This is a genomic window from Rhodopirellula sp. MGV (assembly GCF_002251265.1).
In the GTDB taxonomy this organism is placed as follows: domain Bacteria; phylum Planctomycetota; class Planctomycetia; order Pirellulales; family Pirellulaceae; genus Stieleria; species Stieleria baltica_A.
Genome location: NZ_NPDI01000037.1, coordinates 57,060 through 77,913 on the forward strand (window position 1 = coordinate 57,060; position 20,854 = coordinate 77,913).

The following is a 20,854-nucleotide window of genomic DNA, read 5'->3' on the forward strand; positions in this document are numbered from 1 at the left end:
TTAGCCAGCGCCGCTCTTCTGAGATTCCCGTACTCGTATGCCCACTGAAACGAACGAATCGACTGAATCTTCCGCCAATCCCAAATGCATCGTCGGGATTGGTGCTTCGGCTGGTGGATTGGAATCGCTAGAGCGTTTTTTCGATGGCGTGGATTCGTCGCTGCAAGCCACCTACATGGTGGTCCAGCACTTGTCGCCAAACCACGAAACGATGATGGATTCGCTGCTCAAGCGACACACCGAGATGCCGGTGGCGATCGCACAAGAGGGGCAAATTCTTCAGCCAAACCATGTCTACGTGTTGCCTCCGAAGAAAGAGGTCACGCTGGAAGACTTTACGGTGCGGCTTCACGATCAAAATCGCAGCGAGGTGCCACACTTACCGATTGACCGATTTTTCGTTTCGTTGGCGGCGGTCGCCGGGGTCGCCAAGGCAGGGATCATTCTTTCGGGCACCGGCAGCGACGGGTCGCGAGGAGTCGTCGCGATCCATCGAGCGGGTGGCGTCGTTGCAGTGGAGTCAGAAGCGACGGCAAAATTTTCGGGGATGCCCAATGCCGCGGCATCCACCGGAATTGTCGATTTTACATTGCCGCCCGATTCGATGGCTTCACAGATCGCGATGTGGCTTTCCGAGCAAGACGAGTGCGGCGTCTGGGATGACCGCAACGACGAACAACAACAGATTTTCCGTATACTACGCGACCATTGCCACATCAACTTTGCGAACTACAAGTCATCGACGGTAACGCGAAGACTCGATCGACGGTTGGCGATGCGCGGCGTACGGACGTTGAAGGAATACTTGCAGATCCTGCATAAGGAACCCGAAGAAGTCGACGAACTTTATCGCGACATGTTGATCGGCGTGACGAAGTTCTTTCGGGATCCGGCGTGTTGGGATTATTTCGAAGCGAACATCGTCGAAAAGCTGTTCCGCGAAGCCGATCCCAAGAAAGGCGTTCGCGTATGGGTGTCAGGATGTGCGACGGGTGAAGAAGCCTACTCCATGGCAATGGTGCTCAGCGAGACACGCGAGCGTTTGAAATCTCCCGTCGGTTTCAAAGTCTTTGCAAGCGATGTGCATCCCGGATCGATTCGAATCGGTGCCCAAGGCTACTACCGGTCGGACACGTTGACCAACGTGTCTTTGGAGCGTTTGGAGCGTTTCTTCGTTCGCAGTGGCGAAGGCTATTTGATTGGCAAAGACATTCGCACGTCGGTTGTTTTCGCGATCCACAATGTGCTTCAAGATCCACCATTCACCGACATCGACATGGTTTCGTGTCGGAACCTGTTGATTTATTTCGATACCTATGGGCAGCGGAAAGCCCTGTCGATGTTCCACTTCGGGTTACGGCAAGGCGGCATCCTGTTCTTGGGGCCAAGTGAAACCACCGGTCGACTGAGTAGCGAATTTGTTACCTTTGACGAAAAGTGCAAGGTGTACTCGAAGCGCCGAAATGCGAGGTTGCCTCACGGCATCGATTTGCCATTGCAAATCCAACCGAAGGCAAACTTGGATCCCTATTCGATTCAAAGCGATCGCTCGCCACAACGCGAACGGATGCGGTATTACGATCGCATTTTAGATCAGGTAATGCCGGCAACGATTCTGGTCGACTCGCAACGAAAGGTGTTGGAAAGTTTTGGCGGCATCGAACGCTACCTCCGGGTGCCACGCCGCATGTTCAGCAACGACCTGCTTGACCTCGCCCCTGCGAGTATGCAGGCCCCGCTGTCAGCCTTGTTTCGCCGTGTGCGGAAGGATCAGGCAAAGGTTCGATTGCCGGTCACCGGTGTCGAAATGCCCAATGGCGAACGTGGCGATCTTGATATCGTCATCGAACCGGTGTCGGGTTACACCGACGAGCCCGAGTTGTACCTGATCCGATTCAATGTTCTCGAATCGATTTTGCATGGGCGAGAAGAACGCGATTCCGACGCGGCAACCATCCAGCTCAGTACGGACGATCGTGAAATGTCCGAGCGAATCAACACACTCGAAGACGAACTGCGTCACTCACGCGAAAACCTGCAAGCGACCATCGAAGAGCTGGAGTCGAGTAACGAAGAATTGCAATCGACGAACGAGGAACTGATCTCTTCGAACGAAGAACTGCAAAGCACCAACGAGGAGCTCAACAGCGTTAACGAGGAACTGCACACAGTTAACGTCGAGTACCAGAACAAGAATGCCGAGCTGCGTGAACTGAACGATGACATCAACCACCTGTTCGGCAGCACGGATATCGGAACAATCTTCCTTGATCATTCGCTGACCATCCGCCGGTTCACACCTCGTGTCGCAACCGTGTTTGACTTGCGGCCTCAAGACATCGGGCGTCCGCTCTCGTCGTTCTCTCACTCGCTCAAGGTAGACGACCTGACGGCGCTGACGACGAAGGTACTCGAAGATGGCGAAAAGTTTGAACAAGAGGTCGAAGACCGCGACGACAATCACTACGTCCTGCGATTGCACCCGTATCAGTTGGAAGAAAGCATTGACGGCGTGATTGTGACGTTGACCGACATCACGCGTCTCGTCGAATCAAGGCGGTTGGCCGAAAAGTATCAACGGCGACTTCAACGCGCGATCGATGCCGTTCCAATTCTCGTCTCCTACGTCAGCAGTGACGAGGTTTACCAATACGCCAATCAAGCCTATTTCGATTGGCTTCGATGTGACGAAGACGATGTGATCGGACGTGATGTCGCGGACGTGATCGGCGAGAAAGCCTATCGCAACAGTAAGCCGCATATCGATGCCGTCTTGGATGGACACGCGCAACACTTCGACCAAGAACTCCCGACGCCCCAAGGCACCATCAACTTGTCGGTGTCGTACATCCCGGACGTCAATCGCAAAGGCATCGTGGTCGGGTTCTATGTTTCCGCTGCGAACGTCAGCTCGCTTAAACGGGCCGAACGGGAACTTGGCGAGGCGATGGAGTCGGCCAAGAGCGCGAACCGCGCCAAAAGCGATTTCTTGGCCAAAATGAGCCACGAAATTCGCAGCCCGATGACCTCGATCTTGGGATTCGCCGATATCCTTGACGAGCAGTTGACGGATCCCGACAACCGCAACGCGATCGATATCATTCGCAGCAATGGCGAACACCTTCTGAACCTTATTAACGAGATCCTAGACCTGTCGAAAATCGAGTCGGGGACACTGGAGCTCGATCGTGATCACTTCGATTTACCTTCCTTGTTGATGGAGTGTCACAACACGGTGCTGCCAAAGGCCGAAACAGGGCAGGTAGAACTGTGCTGGGAATTGGATTCGTCTGCTTCTGGGAGTATCTGTGGTGACCGTCGACGCTTGCGTCAGATCGTTCTCAATCTGCTAACCAACGCGGTCAAATTTGCTTCCGGCGGACATGTCACGCTAAAATGCAAGCGCGAAGCTGATCACTTCACCATTTCAGTTTCTGATGACGGGTGCGGGATTGCCGAAGAGATGTTGCCGCAATTGTTCCAACCGTTTTGCCAGGCCGATGATACCTCAGTGCGAAAGCACGAAGGAACCGGCTTGGGGCTGACGATTACCAAGCAACTGGTTCACCAGATGAACGGGGAAATTTCAGTCTCCAGTCGGCTGAACGAAGGGGCGACCTTCACCGTTCGATTGCCATGGGTCCCCGGCAAGTCGAGCGGACCGATGGTAAAACGGCAGCAACAGATGAAACAGTTGCCGAGTTTGGAACACAAGAAGATTCTGGTCATTGACGATCGTCGTGACATCCGATTCATCGCCGAGCACATCTTGGTTGACGCCGGCGCACGTGTAACGACCGCCGAAAACGGCAGCGACGGACTACAGAAAAGCGCTACCGCGAATGAGCAAAACGATCCGTTCGACTGTGTCGTTACGGATATCCAAATGCCAGAAATGGACGGGTTCGAAACCGCGACCAAGATGCGTGAGGACGGTTACACCGGCCCGATTTTGGCACTGAGTGCTTCAGCGATGGCTTCCGACCGTGCTGAAGCGTTGGCTGCGGGATGCAACGAACACATGGCGAAGCCGATCAACCGGACACAGTTCATCCGGACGATCGCACGCTTAATCGGCATTATCGAGAGCTAGGTCCGATGAAAAACACACTCCCCACGGTCCGATACGCAATCGACAAACACGATCGCTTACTTGATGTAAACGAAGAATGGGGAGAGTTCGCCAATTCGAACGAAGCAGGGACGACTCTGCATCCCGATTCGGTCATCGGAAAACCGCTTTGGAACTACATTCGTGACCCAAGTTTGCAAAGCATTTACCGACGCTTGCTTTGTCTGGTGCGAGATTCCGGCAAGCCAGTCGAGTTCCCTTTCCGCTGCGATTCGCCGCTGTTTCGTCGCTACATGTGCATGACGATCCTGACCCGGGAAGACGGTAATGTGCTGTTCATCAGCCAGACGCAGCGGGTGGTCAAACGAACCGAGCAAGAGATTCGCCTGACACGCGCCTTTCAAGGTTTTCAGCCGATCCGCCAATGCAGTATGTGCAATCTCTTTAAAATCCGAGATGGCGAATGGGCTGAAGCGGATGTACTGGTGCTGGAGTCAAAGGTTCTTGCCGCGGATCAGCCCGCAACAGTGATCTGGGGAATCTGCGAACACTGTCGTGACAAGATGGCCGCACTCTAGCGGGACGGCGGATAGATAAAGTTAATGAAGCTCGATGTGACTGGCAGCGGTGCTTGTCGCCAATGGATGTCCCAGTAAGGTTGATCGTCTAATTTGACGTGGAGTGCATAGGCCGTCATGGGAGCGAGCGCGACGTGCCAGGTTGAGGTGTCTTCTGTGCGTCGAGCTTCGATCACAACAAACAATTCCGGATCTGTTCCGTGCGCGTAGATAAATAACGCGCCGTCAATCACCTCGGAATTGGAATAGCGGGCAACTGGGCTGGACATCAATCGCAAGCGATCTTCGTTTTCGCCTTCAAAGTCGTCGTTGACAGTGAACCGCTGTGCGATGCGACGCATTTGAATCAATCGCCCTCCGGCAGATGCACGTGGCGCATCGCTATTGGCAAAGGCTTGAATTCGACGCCGGCAGATTTCGGTGACCACACCGGTCGCCCTTCATAGTTGAACGTGAACGTTGACTCGGAAAGTGACTGGAACTCGTGAAGCCATTTTCGCTGTGTTTTGGGAATCAGGAAAATCTGCGCGGCAGCGTGTGGCTTGCCGTCCTGATCGCACCAGAAAAACAGTCCCCCATCGCTGACGCCGCTGACTGGATTCGTCCAGCGTAGCGCCGGTTCATCAACAAATCGCAAGCGTGATCCTGACTTATCGGTCACATCATAAGTCCTACCGGACTGCTGCATGAACTTCATCCGCTGCTCTGCAGACTCGTCCATCGATGGCTGTTGAGCGCTGAGCAGATTGCTGAATTGGATCGCGATGCAAACCAGCGTCATCAGACGCAAACCGCAGTGAAACAGTGTCGGGCGATTGCCAGACAACTTGCCGCTCGGCTGACAGAAGTTGTCACGGGCAGGAGAGAATAGGCAAATCATCGGCTTGCTCCGGAGCGGGATCGTTATAGTCAAGTTGTCTATTGTGTGATCGATTCGGGGGGAAGTCAACAAATCCGGGCAGCAAAACGGTGCTCAAATTTTGAGACGCATTCAAACGCATTCGCTGCCCCGCAAGGTCGCCCGCCCAGTCGAATCGGCTATCATGGCACTCCGGCAAATTCTCCCGTCTGAGATCGGAATTGCCGCCCCCGCCTGAAGATCCCCACCTACCGAATATCAGAATATGATCACTCGCATTTGGACCTTGTCCTTTGTGATGTTGTCCGCAGTGTTGCCGACAGTCGTCCTGTCGCTAAGCCAAAATCGGGCATCCGCAAACCAAGCGTCGCCGAATTCGGACGATAGCGGTGATCCGATCAACGTGACCTTGCGGTCTCAAGAGCAAGTGGAAGACACTCGGATCTTCCTGCCACGTGTTCAGCAACAGGCATGGGATCCCCAAAAGTCTGCGGTGATTGTTTGCGATATGTGGGACTCGCATCATTGTTACCGAGCAGTACAACGGGCGACCGAAATGGCGCCGCGTATGAATCGATTCTTGCAGCAATTACGACGGCGAGGCGTAACGATCATTCACGCACCAAGTGGATGCATGCAAGCCTATGAGAATGATCCGGCCCGGCATCGTGCAAAACAAGAGCCGTTGGTTTCCCCACTGCCAGTCGACATTGCCAACTGGTGCTACTCAATCGATTCGGAATCAAAAGTGCCTTATCCGATTGACCAGTCCGACGGAGGTGAAGACGACACGCCGGAAGAGCACCGAGCTTGGCATCAAAAACTGATGGAGCAAGGACGCGATCCGGCCGCCCCATGGAAACGCCAGATGGATGCGATCGAGATCGATTCATCGCGTGACTTCATCAGCGATCGCGGCGACGAGATATGGAGTCTGCTGAAGAACCATTCGATTGAGAACGTCATGTTGGTCGGAGTCCATACCAACATGTGTGTCTTGGGACGGCCGTTCGGTTTGCGACGCTTGGCGAGCAATGGGATCAATACCGTGTTGGTACGTGATCTCACCGACACAATGTACAACCCCGCCGCCAAACCGTACGTCAGTCACTTCACTGGCACCGATCTGATCATCCAATACATCGAACGGACAGTTTGCCCGACGATTTCCAGTGATCAAATTCTTGGTGGAAAGGCGTTCCGCTTTTCGAAGGATCAACGCCCAACGATTGCGATGATGATCGGCGAATCGGAATACGAGACGGCGATCACTTTACCAGCCTTTGCGGTTCAGAAGTTGGGGATCGACTATCGCGTTCGATACATTCTTGAGTCCGTTGAAGATCAAGGCTCGTTCATCGGTTTCGATGAACTCGACAGTGCCGACATGCTCCTTGTGAGCGTGAGGCGAAAGACACTGCCGCCGGGACAGCTTCAACAGATTCAACAATTTGTCGCGGCGGGAAAACCGGTTCTCGGAATTCGCACCGCGAGCCATGCGTTTTGTCTACGCAAACAGGACGCTCCTGAGGGCCGATCCGACTGGCCGGAATTCGACGCCCAGGTCTTCGGAGGACACTACACCGACCACCACCCAAACGGCCTTCGTTCGACAGTGGTCCCGTCATCGCAATCGACGCAAAGTGAGTCGGCTCGCTGGTTGAAATTCAAGCCCTTTCAGCAGGGCGGTTCACTGTACAAAGTGCGACCACTCGAAAGTGATGCTAGCGTACTAGCCATCGGTCGGGCGGAAGGTATCGACGACGAGCCGGTGGCTTGGACCTACCGGCGTCAAGACGGAGGGCTGTCGTTTTATACGTCGCTCGGACACTGGAACGATTTTTCAGAAACGGCCTTTGTTGAAATGCTCCAACAGGCAATCAAACATCTCTCCGCCAATCGAAACATTCCTTGAGTCTTTAGAACGTTTGTTGACGTTTAAGCTGTTTTAAAGTTAGCTTAGGATGACAGTTCGCAAAACGAAGTTCGTTTCGGCGAAAGCAGTCTGAGCCGTGCAAAGAATTGCACAAAGATCCAAGTAAGAAGTGCAAGGTTCGACAGTACACCCTTGCGAAAAGGGCTGGTGCGTAGACGCACGATTAAGCACGGAAGAGGACCCGCCACGTAAGCCGCTATTGCCCCGAAGACTTGGGCGGGTCTCTCCCGGACTATCAATGACGCTACCCCACGATCGAACTTTTTGCCAACGTTGTAAGTGATACCCCTAAGAGATTCCGCGAGATGAGAGTTTTTCTTCGCGGACTTGTGTTGCGGAACCCCCTCGATGCTAAACAAATATCCCGGCAATGACTCTCTCCCCCCAACCGTGTTGCAAACAGGTGTGGACTTGGTGCCCAATACAACATCCAACCTGATTGACTTTATCCAGTCGGCAGATCGCATCGCCGCAATCGTCGCCGCTAGTCTGGAGCGTGGGGAACAGCTTGAACCGTTGATCAACCAAGAATCCGACTTGGTCTATCTGAAGTCAGCTGACCAACGTTTGTTGTGTTCCAACGAAGCCTATCGTCGCGTCTTCACCCCGGACGAGTTGCCGGTCGGGCGATTCGGTGCTTCATTCCTCCACCGAACGATTATTCCGATCTCGGAAGCCTCCGACAAAATGATTCTCGAAGGCTGTATGTCTGCCGTCTTTGACCACTACGGTCGCGACTCCGAAGGGCAACTCTCGTTGTTCCGTTCGGCAAAGAAATCCCTCATCGGTGTCGGCCAAGGATCATTTGCCATCCTGGGGATTACCCGTGTCGAGAAGACGTTTATCGATTCGGACAACGAAATCGCGAAAGGCGCTCTGTTGGCTGATCAGTGGCGTCGATTCAATGAGTTGCCTGAACTGGATCGCCAGATCGCGGTTTCGCTTGCCCGCGGTATGACCGCAATGGAAATCGCGCAACAGCGTGAAGTTTCCAAGCGGACGATTGAAAATCACCGCAACACGATCTTAAACGAATTGGGGGTTGAGTCGCCTTTGGAGATGATCAAGTTGCTGGTGCGGTTGCAAGAGAAAGGCTTCGGCGACTTAGGCGTTTAAGCAACGCCTTCGGTTGATCTCCGAAAACGCTCCTCCCAAGAAACGACGATGCCCGGAACCGCGTTCGCAGTCCGGGCATCGTTCTGTTTGATCGCACAGCTAATCGGCAGACGCTTACTCAAACGTGCCGTAGGTCCAAGTGACGGTAGTTGGCGGATGTAATTGTGTTTGCCCAATTCCTTGATTGGCATACTCGCCATCAACTTTGAACGTCCATCCTTGTCCACTGGTCGTACCAAGACCATCAATCGACTCGACAAACGCCGTCGTGTCACTGCCGCGAAGGGTAACGCGGGCGACATCAACTTGACTCATCACCGTTTCAAGGGTCGCGCCGTCTGCCACATTCTCAATCGAGTCTGAAAGCGGTTCGCCATCTGAAGGGATGATTTCAATCGTTACCGTTCCGGTGGCTCCGGATTGCGATGTTTCAGTCGTGCTGACTTTTTCCGTTCCACATCCAATCAGGAGCAGTGCTGACAAAACGATGCCAGCGGTCGTATTGGTTTGTCGCATCGTTCAGTTGTGGTTCGATCCGCCTTTTGGATTACTAAGCCGTGCAAAGAAATCCGGCAGGTGACCGACGTAGCACTGGCAATGCTTGCAGACACTTGCATTGGTCGAAATCGCGATGCCGCAGCGACCGCATGGACGCATCGTGGGTTGTTCTGCAATCGGCGCCACAGGCAAGCTAGGAAAGTCACCCAGCATGCGTACGACGGCGGTGTCCGTCACGGTTTCGCGGATTTGGTACCCGAAGACGAACTTCTCTTTGCAGCGTGGGCACCGGACCGTTTTTCCGATCAGGTCGCTTCCGCCGCGAACTTTGTGTCCGCCAGGACACTTGCAAGTCACACGTTCTGTATTGGTTTCATTCATCGTTTTTTTTCCCTCGATCCGTACTTGAATGGGAATCCGTTCGCATCTGTTCTAACACCGGTATCGAGGGCCAGTTTCGCTACCTTTTCGGGCGCGGCCTGGCGAGCTTCCGTCGGCAAAGACGCCGTCGTCCTGGTGTGTGAAGCCCCCATCATCGGGGTCGGCAAATTCAATTCGGGCTCCGCCGCCCGATCTTGGTCGTGGTAGGTTTGTCTACAATGCACGACGCCGTTTCTTAGATTCTGTTTCGCCGCTGTATAGAGTTTTATCGGCAGCTGACCAGTCGGTTCTTCGAAGTGCTACATTGACGGAAGAGAACTGTCCCTTGCCATTGATCGATCGCGAAATGCCAACCCGAAAACAAATTGTCGCACTTGCCTCTGGTTTCACCGCGTTCATCAGTCTGTACAGCCTCGTCGCGATGGCGGACGACAAGCGTGCACCGGCTCCTAAATTTGACACCAAATCGACACAAGGGATCTTTTTCCCCAGTGTCTCTGACGCGATCCAGGGCGACCGTCCGTCGCTCGAATCCCTCCGCCAAACCAAAACAACGAGTGTCGCGGTAACGCCCGGAGCGACCGCGTCTGGCGATTCAAGCGGAGGCGATGGGCCGTGGGACAAGCTGATCACCGCGACGTCGATCGAAGACGAAGTCAAACGGATGAAGCTGCATTACGATTCGGTCGTGACAACGCCAGGACCGTTCAAAAGCGGCGGCTATGAAGATGCCCGGCTTGACCTGATGGTCTTGAGCAGCCTCTTTGCCATCACCAGCGAATACAAAGGTGACATCCGTTGGAAAGAAGAGTCGGCCGCAGCGCGAGACTTGCTCGCGCGAACGGCATTCAACTGCAACGCCGGCACAACCCAAGTATTTAACGAAGCCAAAACGCGTAAAGACGACCTGCAAGATTTGATCAGCGGCGGTGGACTACGCGGACGCAAAGCGGAGGAGGGCAATGATTGGTCGTCGATCGCTGATCGCGCCCCGCTGATGAATTACATCGAAACGCTGAACGATCAACTCCGCGAAGCCTCCGCAAGTAAAGAACTCGTTGACAACGAACCGGGTGACGTCAGACGCCCCGCCGAAGTCCTTGCCGCGATGGCACGTATTCTGATTCAGGAAGGAATGGACGACGCCGATGACGAAGATTATCGCAAGTACAGTCAAGCGATGATGAACGCCGCACTCGAGGTAAAACGCGGCGTTGAAGTCAAAGATTATGACATGGTCAGTCGTGGCGTCGGGGGCATCATGCAATCCTGTGATGATTGCCACGGCGAGTATCGCTAGCTGCCCACGACGGATGACCGCTCGAGCCCTTACCCTGCTTACTTTCGAGTGTCGCCTTTTTACTTCGCAAAAGCAGCGGTAGCGACCGCTACTTTCGCAGAGCGCAAGGCGACATTGGGAGAGGATAAGTTCAAGAACCAACAGGCCGCTAAGGCTGCGGCGTGTCCGTGGCCTTTTTTAGTGTGGTCATGTATTCGACCAAGTCGACCAAGCCTTGCTCTCCGAAGAGATGATGCAAGTTCTCTGGCATGATTGACTTTTCACTTTTCTTCATCGTTTCGATTTCGTCGGCAGGGATTTTGCGATCGATCGCGTCTGCGGTCCGTAAGACGACCTCTTTGGAAGTCTCAGAAACCTTCAATCCTGAAATCACCTGACCTTCGCTTGTCAGCACAACGTAGTTTTCATAGTTGTGACTGATACCTGCGCTGGGCAACAAGATCGCGGTTAGCATTGCTTCACGCGAGAGCTTGTTACCGATCTCTGACAAGTTCGGACCCACGTCTTTGCCAAATCCGTTGACAATGTGGCAATTCGAGCAAGTCGCCGTACTTCGAAACAGCGTTTGTCCGTCCGCCGCGTCGCCCTTGGTTTTCGCAAGTTCATCGATCGGTGGTAAAGGCTGGTCGTCCTTTTGTGCTGGCTGTGGCAAGACGTCAGCGGCTGCATTTCGAATGCCCGCGTCGTCGCTTCGCGATAACATCGCGCCGGCAATCAAGAGCGTGTCGCCGGCAAGCGATTTGTCTTTGGCTTGCTCAATTAATTTGACCTGTCCATTACGATTGCGTGCAAGCCCTGCAACGGCTGCGCGGCGAAGCTCGAAGGGCAGTTCGGGCTGGCTTGTCAGTTCGCTCAGCAGACCGACCGCACGCCCGTTCCCGAGCAGTCCTAGGACCTCGGCGACTTGAGCTTGTTGGTCTTCCGATCCGAGCATCGCCCGAATCAGCTTGCGGCCGCTGGGCATCTCCAACAGCATCTGAGCGGATTCGACCGCAACGGTGCGATCCGATCCGAGCAGCGTCTCGGCAAGTTGCTCGTCGATTCCGTCGGGTCGGAAACGGCGTACCAGTTTGATGAATTCCGGTGTGCCTTGGCTGCGGCGGATTTGCCGTTCAACGGCTGCTCGGGCATTTGGATACTTCCGATAGTCAAAATCCTGCATCCGCTCGATCGCTCGGACCGTGATCGCATCGCGACGGGCGAGGGCTTCATCGGATAAGTCATTGTCTGCGGCGCGCAGTGCCGTAACACTGCTGGTCATTAGCAATGCGAGCGCTACTGTCGCTCGACGTTTGGCAAGGAAACGATTGGAAAGTGGGTTAAACATTTTCAGTGGGTGACTTGTATGGTGATGGCTTGTGTTCGAATTCAAGGATCGATCAAACCCAGATCAAGGAATCAAACGTCGCAGTGCCTCGGTGCGAACATTCGCATCATGGAATTCCAAGCTTCGGAAATACCGGTCGGTTTCTTCCAAAGGAAGTGATGGATCGGCAATCAGCGAGACCATCGCTTCCGCGGCTTTCGGCGCTCGCGTTCGCCACACAATGTCACGTCCCGCGGGTGTGTCCCAGCGTCCGTCGACGGCTTTCAAGTAAGCGTCAAAGCATTCAACCGGGCGAACATCACTGCCAATGCCGAGTGCTTCCAGATACCAGCGGTCTTGGCCATCGTACTGCGTCGCGAGCTGCGCCCACTGGTCTGGCATCGCGTCAGACTTGTCGAATCGGATCGCAATCGCGAGTTCACGCCACACGGCTGGCGATTCATCGTTGACCGCCGCACCAAGCCACTTGGATGGTTCTTCGGTAAGTTGTTTTGCCAAACGGATCGCGGCAATCCGTACGTTTTCGTCCGCATCGGCCAAACCTTCTTCGACGGTATGTTGTCCGCGATCTTCGATTTTGCCAAGCAACCAGAGAGCTCGGGCGCGAAACCGTGCATCAGAATTTTGAAAGAGCTTGACGAGTTCTTCTTCTGCATCGCTTCCCATCGCATGCAGCGATTGCCAGGCCCGCGCCCGTACTGACAAGCTTGGGTTCTGCAGAGCTTCGACTGCGCCAGCGGCAGTGCTGTAGTCATACGACGGGACAACATACTTCGTGTTTGGTGGCGCGACACGGAACAAGCGACCGCGGTCCAAGTCGCCTTGGCGGTGCCCGCCAACGCCTGGGTCATACCAGTCGGTCACAAACAACGACCCATCAGGCGCCACACACACATCAGCTGGGCGGAACCATCGATCTTCGGCGCCGGTCAAGATCGGTTCGATGGTCGCTTCGTACCCAGCGCCTTTTTCCACCGTCGGGTAAGCCCGAACAACGTTTGGGCCTGGATCACAGTGGATGATTTCGTCCCAGTAACGTTTCGGCAGCAGGCGTCCTTCGTAGAAACAAATACCGCTCGGCGACCCGGCTCCTGTCTGCAGTAGGTTAGGAACCACACCAGGATCGTTAAGGTGCCAATGGCGATGCATGATTTCATCTTCGATGTTCATGCGGTCTTCTTGCCAACCGGCACCAGTGATTTCGTCTCGATAGCCATAGTTACCATGTTCCATCACGAAGTTGATCCGTGTGCCACGGTTACCGTCATCGTCATTGTCACTTTGCCAAAGCGTTCCGAACGAATCGATTGTCGTTTCCCAGTTGTTGCGGAAGTTATGCGCAAGCACTTCGAAATTCGATCCGTCGAGGTCACAGCGGAATGGCATCCCGCCGAACAGCGGCGCGCCGTTGTCGACAACGGGACGACCGTGGATATCGATCACCGTGTTGCCTTCTGCGTCTTTGACTTGGCTGCCAGTGTTACCGAAGTTCCAATACAGTTTCCCGTCAGGACCGAACAGGAACGAGTGACCAGAGTGGTCGTGTTGTGGGTTCCCTACGCCGGTAAAGATCGCCGTCTTTTGTTCGGGAACGTCATCACCGTCGGCATCCACGAATCGCCATACATTCGGTGAAGCTGTCACGATGACTTCGCGGCCATGTTCGCCGTCCAGCAGACAGATTCCCATTGCCGAGTCGATCTCGCGACCTTGATAGAACGTCTTGGTTTTATCCATCACGCCGTCACCGTCGGTATCTTCAAGTATCAAAATCCGATCGCCTTCAGGTCGTGAACCGTTATTTCCTCGATAGTTCATCACATCACAGACCCAGACACGTCCCTGTGTGTCGATGTCCAAATTCGTCAGGCTTTTCAGGACAGGTTCGCTTGCCGAAAGAGTCAGTTCCAAGCCTTCAGCAACACTGATGCCGTGCACAGCGTTTTCTGGTTCACGCTGTGCGCCGTCACTGCTATTGCGGGCCACGGAACCGATCGCACTGGGAACCGCGTCAGCGTAAACCTGAAATCGCACGCTGGTCGTTTGTCCGTTGTTTTGATTCGTTCCGGAGTCATCGATCGCGCCGATTGCAGTCAGTTTCGTATAACCTTCGGGGATTTGAAAATGAATCACGCTGTTGGCGTGCGTCCCGATCGCATGGCGTCCGATACTGCGGCCTTCGACGGACCAACGTTGGCCTTGACAGTTCGCGTCTTTACGGACATCGCCCCAGCCCGTTGTGGCTTTTTTCCATCCGAGTTCGACGAGCGAGAGGTCGCCCTTGGGACCGTGAAGGGTTGGATCAATCCAGTCAGCCCAGTCACACGCGAATCCGTCGCCGCCGTCATCGGCGACCAAGTACAAATCACGGACACCTTTCAACTCAACGTCGATGTCGACGCGGTGGCCTTGAACGCGAGCGTTAACCACATCGCTAGAGAACAGCTTGCGCGGTTTCGCTGACGTTTTTTTGGCAGAGTCGTTTTCTACCGCTTCTGCTTTGAGGTGAAACTTTTCGATCACCTGCTGTGGATTGAAGTTCTGCGGTTGGTCGTAGTCTTGGTTTTCCAGCAGCGTATCGATTCCGACTGGCTTTTTGCCTAGGCTAGCGCCTTCACTCTCAATGTCTGCCTTTGCGGTCCAAAGGATCGCGTTCGTCACCAAGCGGCGAATATTGTCATTGCCCCAGTTCCAGTGGTAGTGGCCACCGGTAAATCCAAATGATCGGCCGCCATCAGCACGATCGTATGCCCAAGCAACCGTTTGCAGTTCGCCCGCGGCGACGCTTTTCCGAACGATCGGGTTACCACTGTGTGGTCCATCCGCCCGCCTCATCGTGTGTTCTGGGGCGACGGCGGCAAGGATCGGTGTGATCTTTGCCCCCTCTTTAAATCGCAGATGGAAATACCACTCGTCGTCGGCCTGGAATGACTCGACTCCCTGCGTGATCGCGTGATCGGGCAGGTTCTCGAAGTGTGCTTCCCAGTGCGGGTTGACGCTGTAGTGGACCTCGAAGTGTCCGCCCAACATGTCGACCCAGTCGTCACCCGGTTTGCCGGGAACCATTTCCACGGCGTAGTGCAAGCACACCAAACCACAGCCACGCTCGAGTTGTTTTCGCAATTCGTCACGGTGTGACATGGCAATGTGTCCCCCGCCACCGTCACAATAAATGACGACGGTGTCGGCAGCCGCTAGTTGGTCCTCGGTGGGCCATTGGCGGACAACGGTGACTTTGGCATCCGAGCTGCTTTCGATCGCGTCTTGCAAGATTCGCAGACCGGCGAAATGCTCGTGAGCTCCATAGTTGTGGGATCGAGCGCCGGCGACCATCAAAACCTGTTTTGGATCGGCCGCACCAGAAAAGGTTTGGGACAAGAGTGCGAGTTGGACGGATAGAATCATCGCCCAGTAACGATGTCGACGCATCATTTCGAAAAGGCCTTTCGGGGGGAGGGAAGGGTGGGAGGTCGATTGGATTTTTACAGCGAGTGATTGCTGCAAAGGCAAGCATCTTTGCCCTGTCGTCAGTTTAACAATATTTGTGGCGTCCTACCTGTATGGGCGTCAGCAATCCAAATGGGTGTCCCTGCAAAACGGTGAACGCTGGCCGCCGTGGGAAAGTCCACCGGGGCTCGATCCGAATGGGCGTTTGGGAGTAAGCTGTAGTGGCCGGCACGGTGACATCTTTTCTTGCGTGAACGGCACTCATTGATTGATGCAACGTTAGGACAGCGATGGAGATCGACCGGCAACGAATCCAAGACGACTTGCGCGGGATCGTGCGCGGTGATGTCTTGTGCGATGACGTGTCGCGGACGCTTTATTCGACCGATGCGAGCATCTACGAACTGCAACCCATCGGTGTCATTCGCCCACGCTCTGCTGCCGACGTCGTCGCAATTGTCCGCTATGCTTCCGAGCATGACGTCCCGCTCCATCCGCGTGGGGCAGGAAGCGGCGTGTCCGGAGAATCGATCGGGCCTGGGCTGGTGCTCGACTTTTCACGGTACATGCGGCGAATGCAGATGGACCGAAACGACGGGCACGTCGTCGTCGAAGCGGGCACAACCCTGGCCGAACTCAATCGTTCGATCCGCTCCTCGGGCCGTTGGTTCGGACCTGACCCCGCGACGCGAAGCATCACCACACTAGGAAGTGTCTTGGCGACCAACGCCTCGGGAAGCCATTTCCTACGCAGCGGTTCGGCACGGGACAATGTCCATTCGCTCCGCGTCGTCACCATGGAAGGTGAGCTGCTGGATGTTTCGAGACATCATCCGACCGAACGCGGTATCGCTGGCCGGTTGGCACGCGGTCTTGTCGGGATTCGAGATCAACATCGGGAATGTATCCTTGCCCAAGAAAATGGTGCCCCGGCAAGAAGCGGATACCGGTTCGACGACGTAATCGACGAACACAACAACGTCGACCTAGCAAAGTTTCTTTGTGGAACCCAAGGCACCTTAGCTCTGATCGTCGAAGCAACGGTCAAAACCGAAGCGATCCCCAAGCATCGGGGTGTGGTCGCTTTGTTCTTTCATCGCTTGGAATCCGCCGCCCGAAGCGCGGTCGTGTCACTGAAGCATGGCCCGGTTGCCTGCGACATGATCGGGCGACGATTGCTTGGGATCGCCCGCGAAACCGAACGCCAATTCGAAAGCATGCTGCCGCGTGAAGCCGAGGCGATGTTGCTTTTGGAATTACAAGGCGATTCGTTAGCAGAGCTGAAAGACAGAATCGAATTGCTCAAGCAAGAGCTGACGCGAGGTCCCGACGGCGCGTTCAAAGTTTCCTCGACAACCGATCAAAAAGCTCGCGACCAATACTGGAAACTTTGCCGGCGGGTCACACCACGGCTGGGACGGTTGCGGGGCCGCGAAATGCCGGTGCCGTTTACCGAAGACATCGCCGTCGATCCGCAACGTTTACCCGAGGCGCTGATCGCGATTCAAAAAACGCTGCGTGATCATGAATGCACGTCAACCGTGTTTGCTCACGCCGGACATGGGCAATTGCACGTGCGTCCGTTCTTGGATTTATCGCTGGCCGAAGACCGCAACAAGATTCGACAAGTCGCGCATGATGTCGCCGAAGTCGTCTGGAAAATGGGCGGCCAAGTTTCTGTCGAACATGCCGCAGGATTGAGCCGCAGCGCATTGTTGCCGCGGCAGTTCGGTGATTTCTGGTTGGCAATGGGACAGGTCAAACGATTGTTTGATCCACATCATCGCCTGAATCCGGGCAAACTGTTCGGCGCCGTGCTGCAACAGCCAGACGAGAACCTTCGTCCAATTGGCGATTCCATCCGTGTCGTATCACCCGTACGAACGCTGATCGAACCTTCTGAACGCGTGGTGCAAGAATCACGACTTCAGAATCGGACGGTGCCCGAGTTGCCCGTCATGCAGCAGTGGCCGGCAAACAAAATGGTCGACCAAGTTGCCCAGTCTTGCAACGGTTGTGGTCGCTGCCGGACGACGGCGATGAACGAACGCCAGTGTCCGGTGTATCGGACGATGCGAATTGAGGAAGCAACGCCGCGGGCGAAGGCAAATTTGTTGCGTGGCGTTCTAAGCGGAAAGATCGACGTCGAATCGCTCGCCGGCGAACGTGCCAAGTCCGTCGCCGACCTATGCTTCAACTGTCACCAGTGTCGCGTCGAATGTCCGGCCACCGTGGACATCCCAAAAATCGTCGGCGAGCTCAAAGCGCATTATGTTTCGACCAATGGCTTGCCACTGTCCGATCGGTTATTCACTAGGCTTGATACGATCGCTGGTCTAGGATCGCGATTGCCACGAATCAGCAATTTTGTCTTACAAAATCGCGTGGCACGCTGGCTGGCAGAGCAACTGTTCGGGCTGGTTTCGTCGCGTGAGCTGCCGTCGATCGCCGAAACCAGCTTCATTCGTTATGCCGCGCGACGACGCTGGACCAAACGCAGTGAAATCGATGGCACCAAGGTGCTGTATTTTGTCGATCACTATGCGAATTATCACGATCCCGACATCGGCCGTGCGCTCGCCGAAGTGCTCCAACAAAACGGTATCGGGTTGTACGTTCCGACGTCACAATCCGGCAGCGGGATGGCACGAATCACTGCGGGTGATCTAAAAGGCGCGCGCCGGATCGGACGCCGCAATTTACGACTGCTGGCAGAAGCCATTCGTAGCGGCTACACGGTCGTCGCGACCGAACCGTCAGCGGTCTTGTGCCTGAAACACGAATATCCAAACCTCTTCGACGACGAAGACGCCTACCTCGTTGCCAAACACTCTTATGAGGCTTGCGATTTTTTGGTCGAGCTCAATCGCGAAGGAAAACTGGACCGATCATTGAACGAAGTCCCCGTGCACTTCGCGTATCATCGTCCCTGTCATTTAAGGGTCTTGGATCCCGATTTGGCCGCGGTACAGTTGCTTAACCTGATTCCCGGACTCGACGTCGATCATGTCGAAGGCGGCTGTAGCGGGATGGCCGGAACTTGGGGACTGCAGCGACGTAACTACCGGAACAGTTTGCGCATCGGTTGGCCAATGATCTCGGCGATGCGTTCCAGCGGCATCCCGATCGCGTCGACCGAATGCAGTGCCTGCAAGATGCAAATCGAACACGCCGCCGGAATGCGAACCGTCCATCCGATCAAGCTACTCGCCTATGCTTATGGGCGATTCCCAAAAGTTGGCGAGCAGCTAGGACTGACGCAGGAAAGCTAACCTGATGAAATTTAACGTGTTGTTATTTGCCGGCCTTCGTGACGCGGCCGGAAGCGATTCGATCGATGTCGAACTCACGCAACCCATTGTGGCCGGCGATCTGATCCAAGCGATCGCTGTCGCGTTGCCACAAGCAGAATCGTTGGTCCGACACAGCCGCCTTGCCATCGACGGGACCTACATCAACTCCGATGGGAACGTCGAAACTTCGTCAGCCGAGTTTGCCTTAATCCCGCCCGTCAGCGGCGGTTAATGAATCGAGTTTTGAACGGAACAAACTTCATGGACGCGGACGGTGTCATCACGATCCGGCTAGTACACGCTCCCATTGAATTGGCGCAGTGGTCCGACGCGATCGGCGATCCCGATGTCGGTTCACACGGCTGGTTTGCCGGTGTGACTCGCCGTAAAACCAAAGATGATGCCGGTGTGATCCGCATCACCAAGACGCTGTACTACGAAGCCCATCAATCAATGGCGCGTCAACAATTGTTGCGGATCGCGACTGAAGCCAAACAGCGGTTCAATCTGTTCAATGTTGTGATCGTACACCGACTCGGCAACGTTCCGATCGGTGAAGCAAGCGTGTTGGTCGGCTGCTCAAGTGCCCATCGCCGCGAAACCTTTGCCGCTCTTCCAATGATCATGGATCAGCTTAAAGCCGACGTGCCGATTTGGAAACGCGAAACGTATCAAGACGAGTCTTCGGAGTGGATCCACCCATGAAACGACGACTTTATTTTGATCACGCCGCAACCAGTGTGCCCAAGCCGATCGCTACGATCGAAGCGATGCACGAACACATGCTGCACGCCGAAGCCTCCGTTGGACGTGGGGCATATCGAAGTTCCGTGGACGCGGCCAAAGTCATTGGTCAACTACGTGCGGAAATCGCGTACTGGATCGGAGCCGCGTCGGCCCGGGAGATCACGCTGCAAGGCGGTGGCACCGAAGCACTGAACCTTGCCCTGTTTGGACTGTTGCGATCTGGTGACCATGTCGTCACCTCGGCGGCCGAGCACAACAGTGTATTGCGTCCTCTACATGAGTTGTCGACAAATCGCGGTGTTGAGTTAACGATCGTTGACGTTGACAAGCACGGATCCGTGGACGCAGACGCCGTCATGAACGCAGTCAAGCAAAACACTAGGCTTGTCACGATCCTGCATGCCGCAAACGTCAACGGGGCGGTGCAGCCAATCGAAGCAATCGGATCAAAACTGAAGCAAGCGTTCGCACCCGAAACCAAGCCAATCTTTTTCAGTGACGCCGCCCAATCGTTTGGTTATTTGCCGGTCAATGTCGAGCGCTATCACCTGGACGCACTAGGCGCACCTGGACACAAGGGAGGCCAGGGGCCACTCGGAACCGGATTCTTGTATCTACGCGAATCGCTGCACCATCAACTACGTCCGCTGATCTTTGGCGGAACCGGAAGCCGATCGGACCAATTGGAAATGCCAACTCATTTCCCAGAAGCCTTCGAAGCAGGCAACATGAATGTCCCTGCGTTTGCCGGTTGGCTAGCGGGATTGAAAGCTTGCCGAGCGGATCGAAATCCTGACGACGCACTTTCGACTCGGGCCGCAGACCTGCAGCGCCATGCCGTTGAACTTTACCGGCGATTGGAGACGATCGCGGGCATTCGAATCATTGGTAAGCCGGCTGAGCTAGTTTTACCGATCGCAAGCGTCGAAGTCGAAGGGCTACCGGCTGACGAAGCGGCAGCGATTTTGGACAGCGAATTCGGGATCGAAGTACGGACGGGATTGCACTGCGCCGCGTTGATCCATCAATCGATCGGTTCGCCACCCGACGGGACGTTGCGAATAAGTTGTGGCACTACAACGACCAATGAAGACATGGACGAGTTGATCGCCGCGTTACAAGAATTAACCGCCGTTTAGGGTCCTGTTGCTTTTCGTGTGAGGCCTTTTATGCCTGCGAAAGTAGCTTTCCGTTCCGCTGTGAATGCGGAGCATGAGGCGACGAATCCGAACTCCTGCAAGCGTGCTCTGTGCAAACCAAAAACAGCCACGGGATGGCCCGTGGCTGTTTGTCTAAACGA

The 20,854-nt window shown here is 55.0% G+C and carries 15 protein-coding genes; 9 read left to right on the top strand and 6 right to left on the bottom strand.

Annotation, left to right across the window (positions count from 1 at the left end; translation table 11 throughout):
• Positions 1-37: 37 nt before the first annotated feature.
• Together CGZ80_RS12275 and CGZ80_RS12280 are read left to right on the top strand one after the other, a co-directional pair.
• A complete protein-coding gene (locus CGZ80_RS12275) occupies positions 38-4,093 on the top strand; it encodes a chemotaxis protein CheB (RefSeq protein WP_094414747.1) in 4,056 nt (1,351 codons plus the stop codon).
• A 5-nt stretch (positions 4,094-4,098) separates the two neighbouring features.
• Positions 4,099-4,650 (top strand): hypothetical protein, encoded by a 552-nt coding sequence (locus tag CGZ80_RS12280; RefSeq protein WP_094414749.1) that lies wholly within the window; start codon positions 4,099-4,101, stop codon positions 4,648-4,650.
• Here the strand turns inward: CGZ80_RS12280 and CGZ80_RS12285 are convergent.
• Together CGZ80_RS12285 and CGZ80_RS12290 are read right to left on the bottom strand one after the other, a co-directional pair.
• Positions 4,647-4,991 (bottom strand): hypothetical protein, encoded by a 345-nt coding sequence (locus tag CGZ80_RS12285; RefSeq protein WP_094414751.1) that lies wholly within the window; start codon positions 4,989-4,991, stop codon positions 4,647-4,649. The two genes, CGZ80_RS12280 and CGZ80_RS12285, sit on opposite strands and share 4 nt — an antisense overlap.
• Before the next feature lie 5 nt (positions 4,992-4,996).
• Entirely contained in the window at positions 4,997-5,530 is a 534-nt protein-coding gene (locus tag CGZ80_RS12290; RefSeq protein ID WP_094414753.1) for a hypothetical protein, read from the bottom strand.
• Positions 5,531-5,774: 244 nt separating this feature from the next.
• Between CGZ80_RS12290 and CGZ80_RS12295 the strand changes: the two genes are divergently transcribed.
• The gene (locus CGZ80_RS12295; protein ID WP_094414756.1) at positions 5,775-7,424 is read left to right on the top strand and encodes an isochorismatase family protein; all 1,650 of its coding nucleotides are present in this window, start codon (positions 5,775-5,777) and stop codon (positions 7,422-7,424) included.
• 369 nt (positions 7,425-7,793) lie between these two features.
• Positions 7,794-8,561 carry a LuxR C-terminal-related transcriptional regulator gene (locus CGZ80_RS12300; protein ID WP_094414757.1) on the top strand — a complete coding sequence of 256 codons (768 nt, stop codon included), beginning with the start codon at positions 7,794-7,796 and terminating at the stop codon, positions 8,559-8,561.
• A 114-nt stretch (positions 8,562-8,675) separates the two neighbouring features.
• Here the strand turns inward: CGZ80_RS12300 and CGZ80_RS12305 are convergent, their stop codons facing one another.
• A complete protein-coding gene (locus CGZ80_RS12305; protein ID WP_094414759.1) occupies positions 8,676-9,077 on the bottom strand; it encodes a DUF4430 domain-containing protein in 402 nt (133 codons plus the stop codon).
• A gap of 3 nt (positions 9,078-9,080) precedes the next feature.
• Complete coding sequence (locus tag CGZ80_RS12310; protein WP_094414761.1) at positions 9,081-9,440, bottom strand: hypothetical protein; 360 nt, start codon at positions 9,438-9,440, stop codon at positions 9,081-9,083.
• Positions 9,441-9,786: 346 nt separating this feature from the next.
• Here CGZ80_RS12310 and CGZ80_RS12315 point away from each other — a divergent pair, with 346 nt between their 5' ends.
• On the top strand, positions 9,787-10,740 hold the full coding sequence (locus tag CGZ80_RS12315) for a cytochrome c (RefSeq protein WP_143543896.1): 954 nt from the start codon (positions 9,787-9,789) through the stop codon (positions 10,738-10,740).
• A gap of 148 nt (positions 10,741-10,888) precedes the next feature.
• Here CGZ80_RS12315 and CGZ80_RS12320 read toward each other — a convergent pair whose 3' ends face one another.
• Together CGZ80_RS12320 and CGZ80_RS12325 are read right to left on the bottom strand one after the other, a co-directional pair.
• Positions 10,889-12,067, bottom strand: coding sequence for a c-type cytochrome (locus CGZ80_RS12320; RefSeq protein ID WP_143543897.1), 1,179 nt, complete (start codon positions 12,065-12,067; stop codon positions 10,889-10,891).
• Positions 12,068-12,130: 63 nt separating this feature from the next.
• Positions 12,131-15,499 carry a PVC-type heme-binding CxxCH protein gene (locus tag CGZ80_RS12325; RefSeq protein WP_094414767.1) on the bottom strand — a complete coding sequence of 1,123 codons (3,369 nt, stop codon included), beginning with the start codon at positions 15,497-15,499 and terminating at the stop codon, positions 12,131-12,133.
• 305 nt (positions 15,500-15,804) lie between these two features.
• Here CGZ80_RS12325 and CGZ80_RS12330 point away from each other — a divergent pair, with 305 nt between their 5' ends.
• From CGZ80_RS12330 to CGZ80_RS12345, 4 genes are read left to right on the top strand one after another with little or no spacing between them, the layout of a single operon-like run.
• Positions 15,805-18,786 carry an anaerobic glycerol-3-phosphate dehydrogenase subunit C gene (locus CGZ80_RS12330; RefSeq protein ID WP_094414769.1) on the top strand — a complete coding sequence of 994 codons (2,982 nt, stop codon included), beginning with the start codon at positions 15,805-15,807 and terminating at the stop codon, positions 18,784-18,786.
• Between the two features lie 4 nt (positions 18,787-18,790).
• Positions 18,791-19,039, top strand: a complete 249-nt coding sequence (locus CGZ80_RS12335; RefSeq protein ID WP_094414771.1) for a MoaD/ThiS family protein — start codon at positions 18,791-18,793, stop codon at positions 19,037-19,039.
• Positions 19,040-19,068: 29 nt separating this feature from the next.
• Positions 19,069-19,512, top strand: coding sequence for a molybdenum cofactor biosynthesis protein MoaE (locus CGZ80_RS12340; RefSeq protein ID WP_094414900.1), 444 nt, complete (start codon positions 19,069-19,071; stop codon positions 19,510-19,512).
• Positions 19,509-20,693 (top strand): aminotransferase class V-fold PLP-dependent enzyme, encoded by a 1,185-nt coding sequence (locus tag CGZ80_RS12345; RefSeq protein ID WP_094414773.1) that lies wholly within the window; start codon positions 19,509-19,511, stop codon positions 20,691-20,693. The genes CGZ80_RS12340 and CGZ80_RS12345 overlap by 4 nt, the downstream gene beginning before the upstream one ends.
• Positions 20,694-20,854 lie beyond the last annotated feature (161 nt).

What these genes read in the sequence shown, in the direction of transcription:
- CGZ80_RS12275 (WP_094414747.1), top strand. Translation starts at nt 38, where the DNA reads ATGCCCACTGAAACGAACGAATCGACTGAATCTTCCGCCAATCCCAAA.
- CGZ80_RS12280 (WP_094414749.1), top strand. Translation starts at nt 4,099, where the DNA reads ATGAAAAACACACTCCCCACGGTCCGATACGCAATCGACAAACACGAT.
- CGZ80_RS12285 (WP_094414751.1), bottom strand. Translation starts at nt 4,991, where the DNA reads ATGCGTCGCATCGCACAGCGGTTCACTGTCAACGACGACTTTGAAGGC.
- CGZ80_RS12290 (WP_094414753.1), bottom strand. Translation starts at nt 5,530, where the DNA reads ATGATTTGCCTATTCTCTCCTGCCCGTGACAACTTCTGTCAGCCGAGC.
- CGZ80_RS12295 (WP_094414756.1), top strand. Translation starts at nt 5,775, where the DNA reads ATGATCACTCGCATTTGGACCTTGTCCTTTGTGATGTTGTCCGCAGTG.
- CGZ80_RS12300 (WP_094414757.1), top strand. Translation starts at nt 7,794, where the DNA reads ATGCTAAACAAATATCCCGGCAATGACTCTCTCCCCCCAACCGTGTTG.
- CGZ80_RS12305 (WP_094414759.1), bottom strand. Translation starts at nt 9,077, where the DNA reads ATGCGACAAACCAATACGACCGCTGGCATCGTTTTGTCAGCACTGCTC.
- CGZ80_RS12310 (WP_094414761.1), bottom strand. Translation starts at nt 9,440, where the DNA reads ATGAATGAAACCAATACAGAACGTGTGACTTGCAAGTGTCCTGGCGGA.
- CGZ80_RS12315 (WP_143543896.1), top strand. Translation starts at nt 9,787, where the DNA reads ATGCCAACCCGAAAACAAATTGTCGCACTTGCCTCTGGTTTCACCGCG.
- CGZ80_RS12320 (WP_143543897.1), bottom strand. Translation starts at nt 12,067, where the DNA reads ATGTTTAACCCACTTTCCAATCGTTTCCTTGCCAAACGTCGAGCGACA.
- CGZ80_RS12325 (WP_094414767.1), bottom strand. Translation starts at nt 15,499, where the DNA reads ATGATGCGTCGACATCGTTACTGGGCGATGATTCTATCCGTCCAACTC.
- CGZ80_RS12330 (WP_094414769.1), top strand. Translation starts at nt 15,805, where the DNA reads ATGGAGATCGACCGGCAACGAATCCAAGACGACTTGCGCGGGATCGTG.
- CGZ80_RS12335 (WP_094414771.1), top strand. Translation starts at nt 18,791, where the DNA reads ATGAAATTTAACGTGTTGTTATTTGCCGGCCTTCGTGACGCGGCCGGA.
- CGZ80_RS12340 (WP_094414900.1), top strand. Translation starts at nt 19,069, where the DNA reads ATGGACGCGGACGGTGTCATCACGATCCGGCTAGTACACGCTCCCATT.
- CGZ80_RS12345 (WP_094414773.1), top strand. Translation starts at nt 19,509, where the DNA reads ATGAAACGACGACTTTATTTTGATCACGCCGCAACCAGTGTGCCCAAG.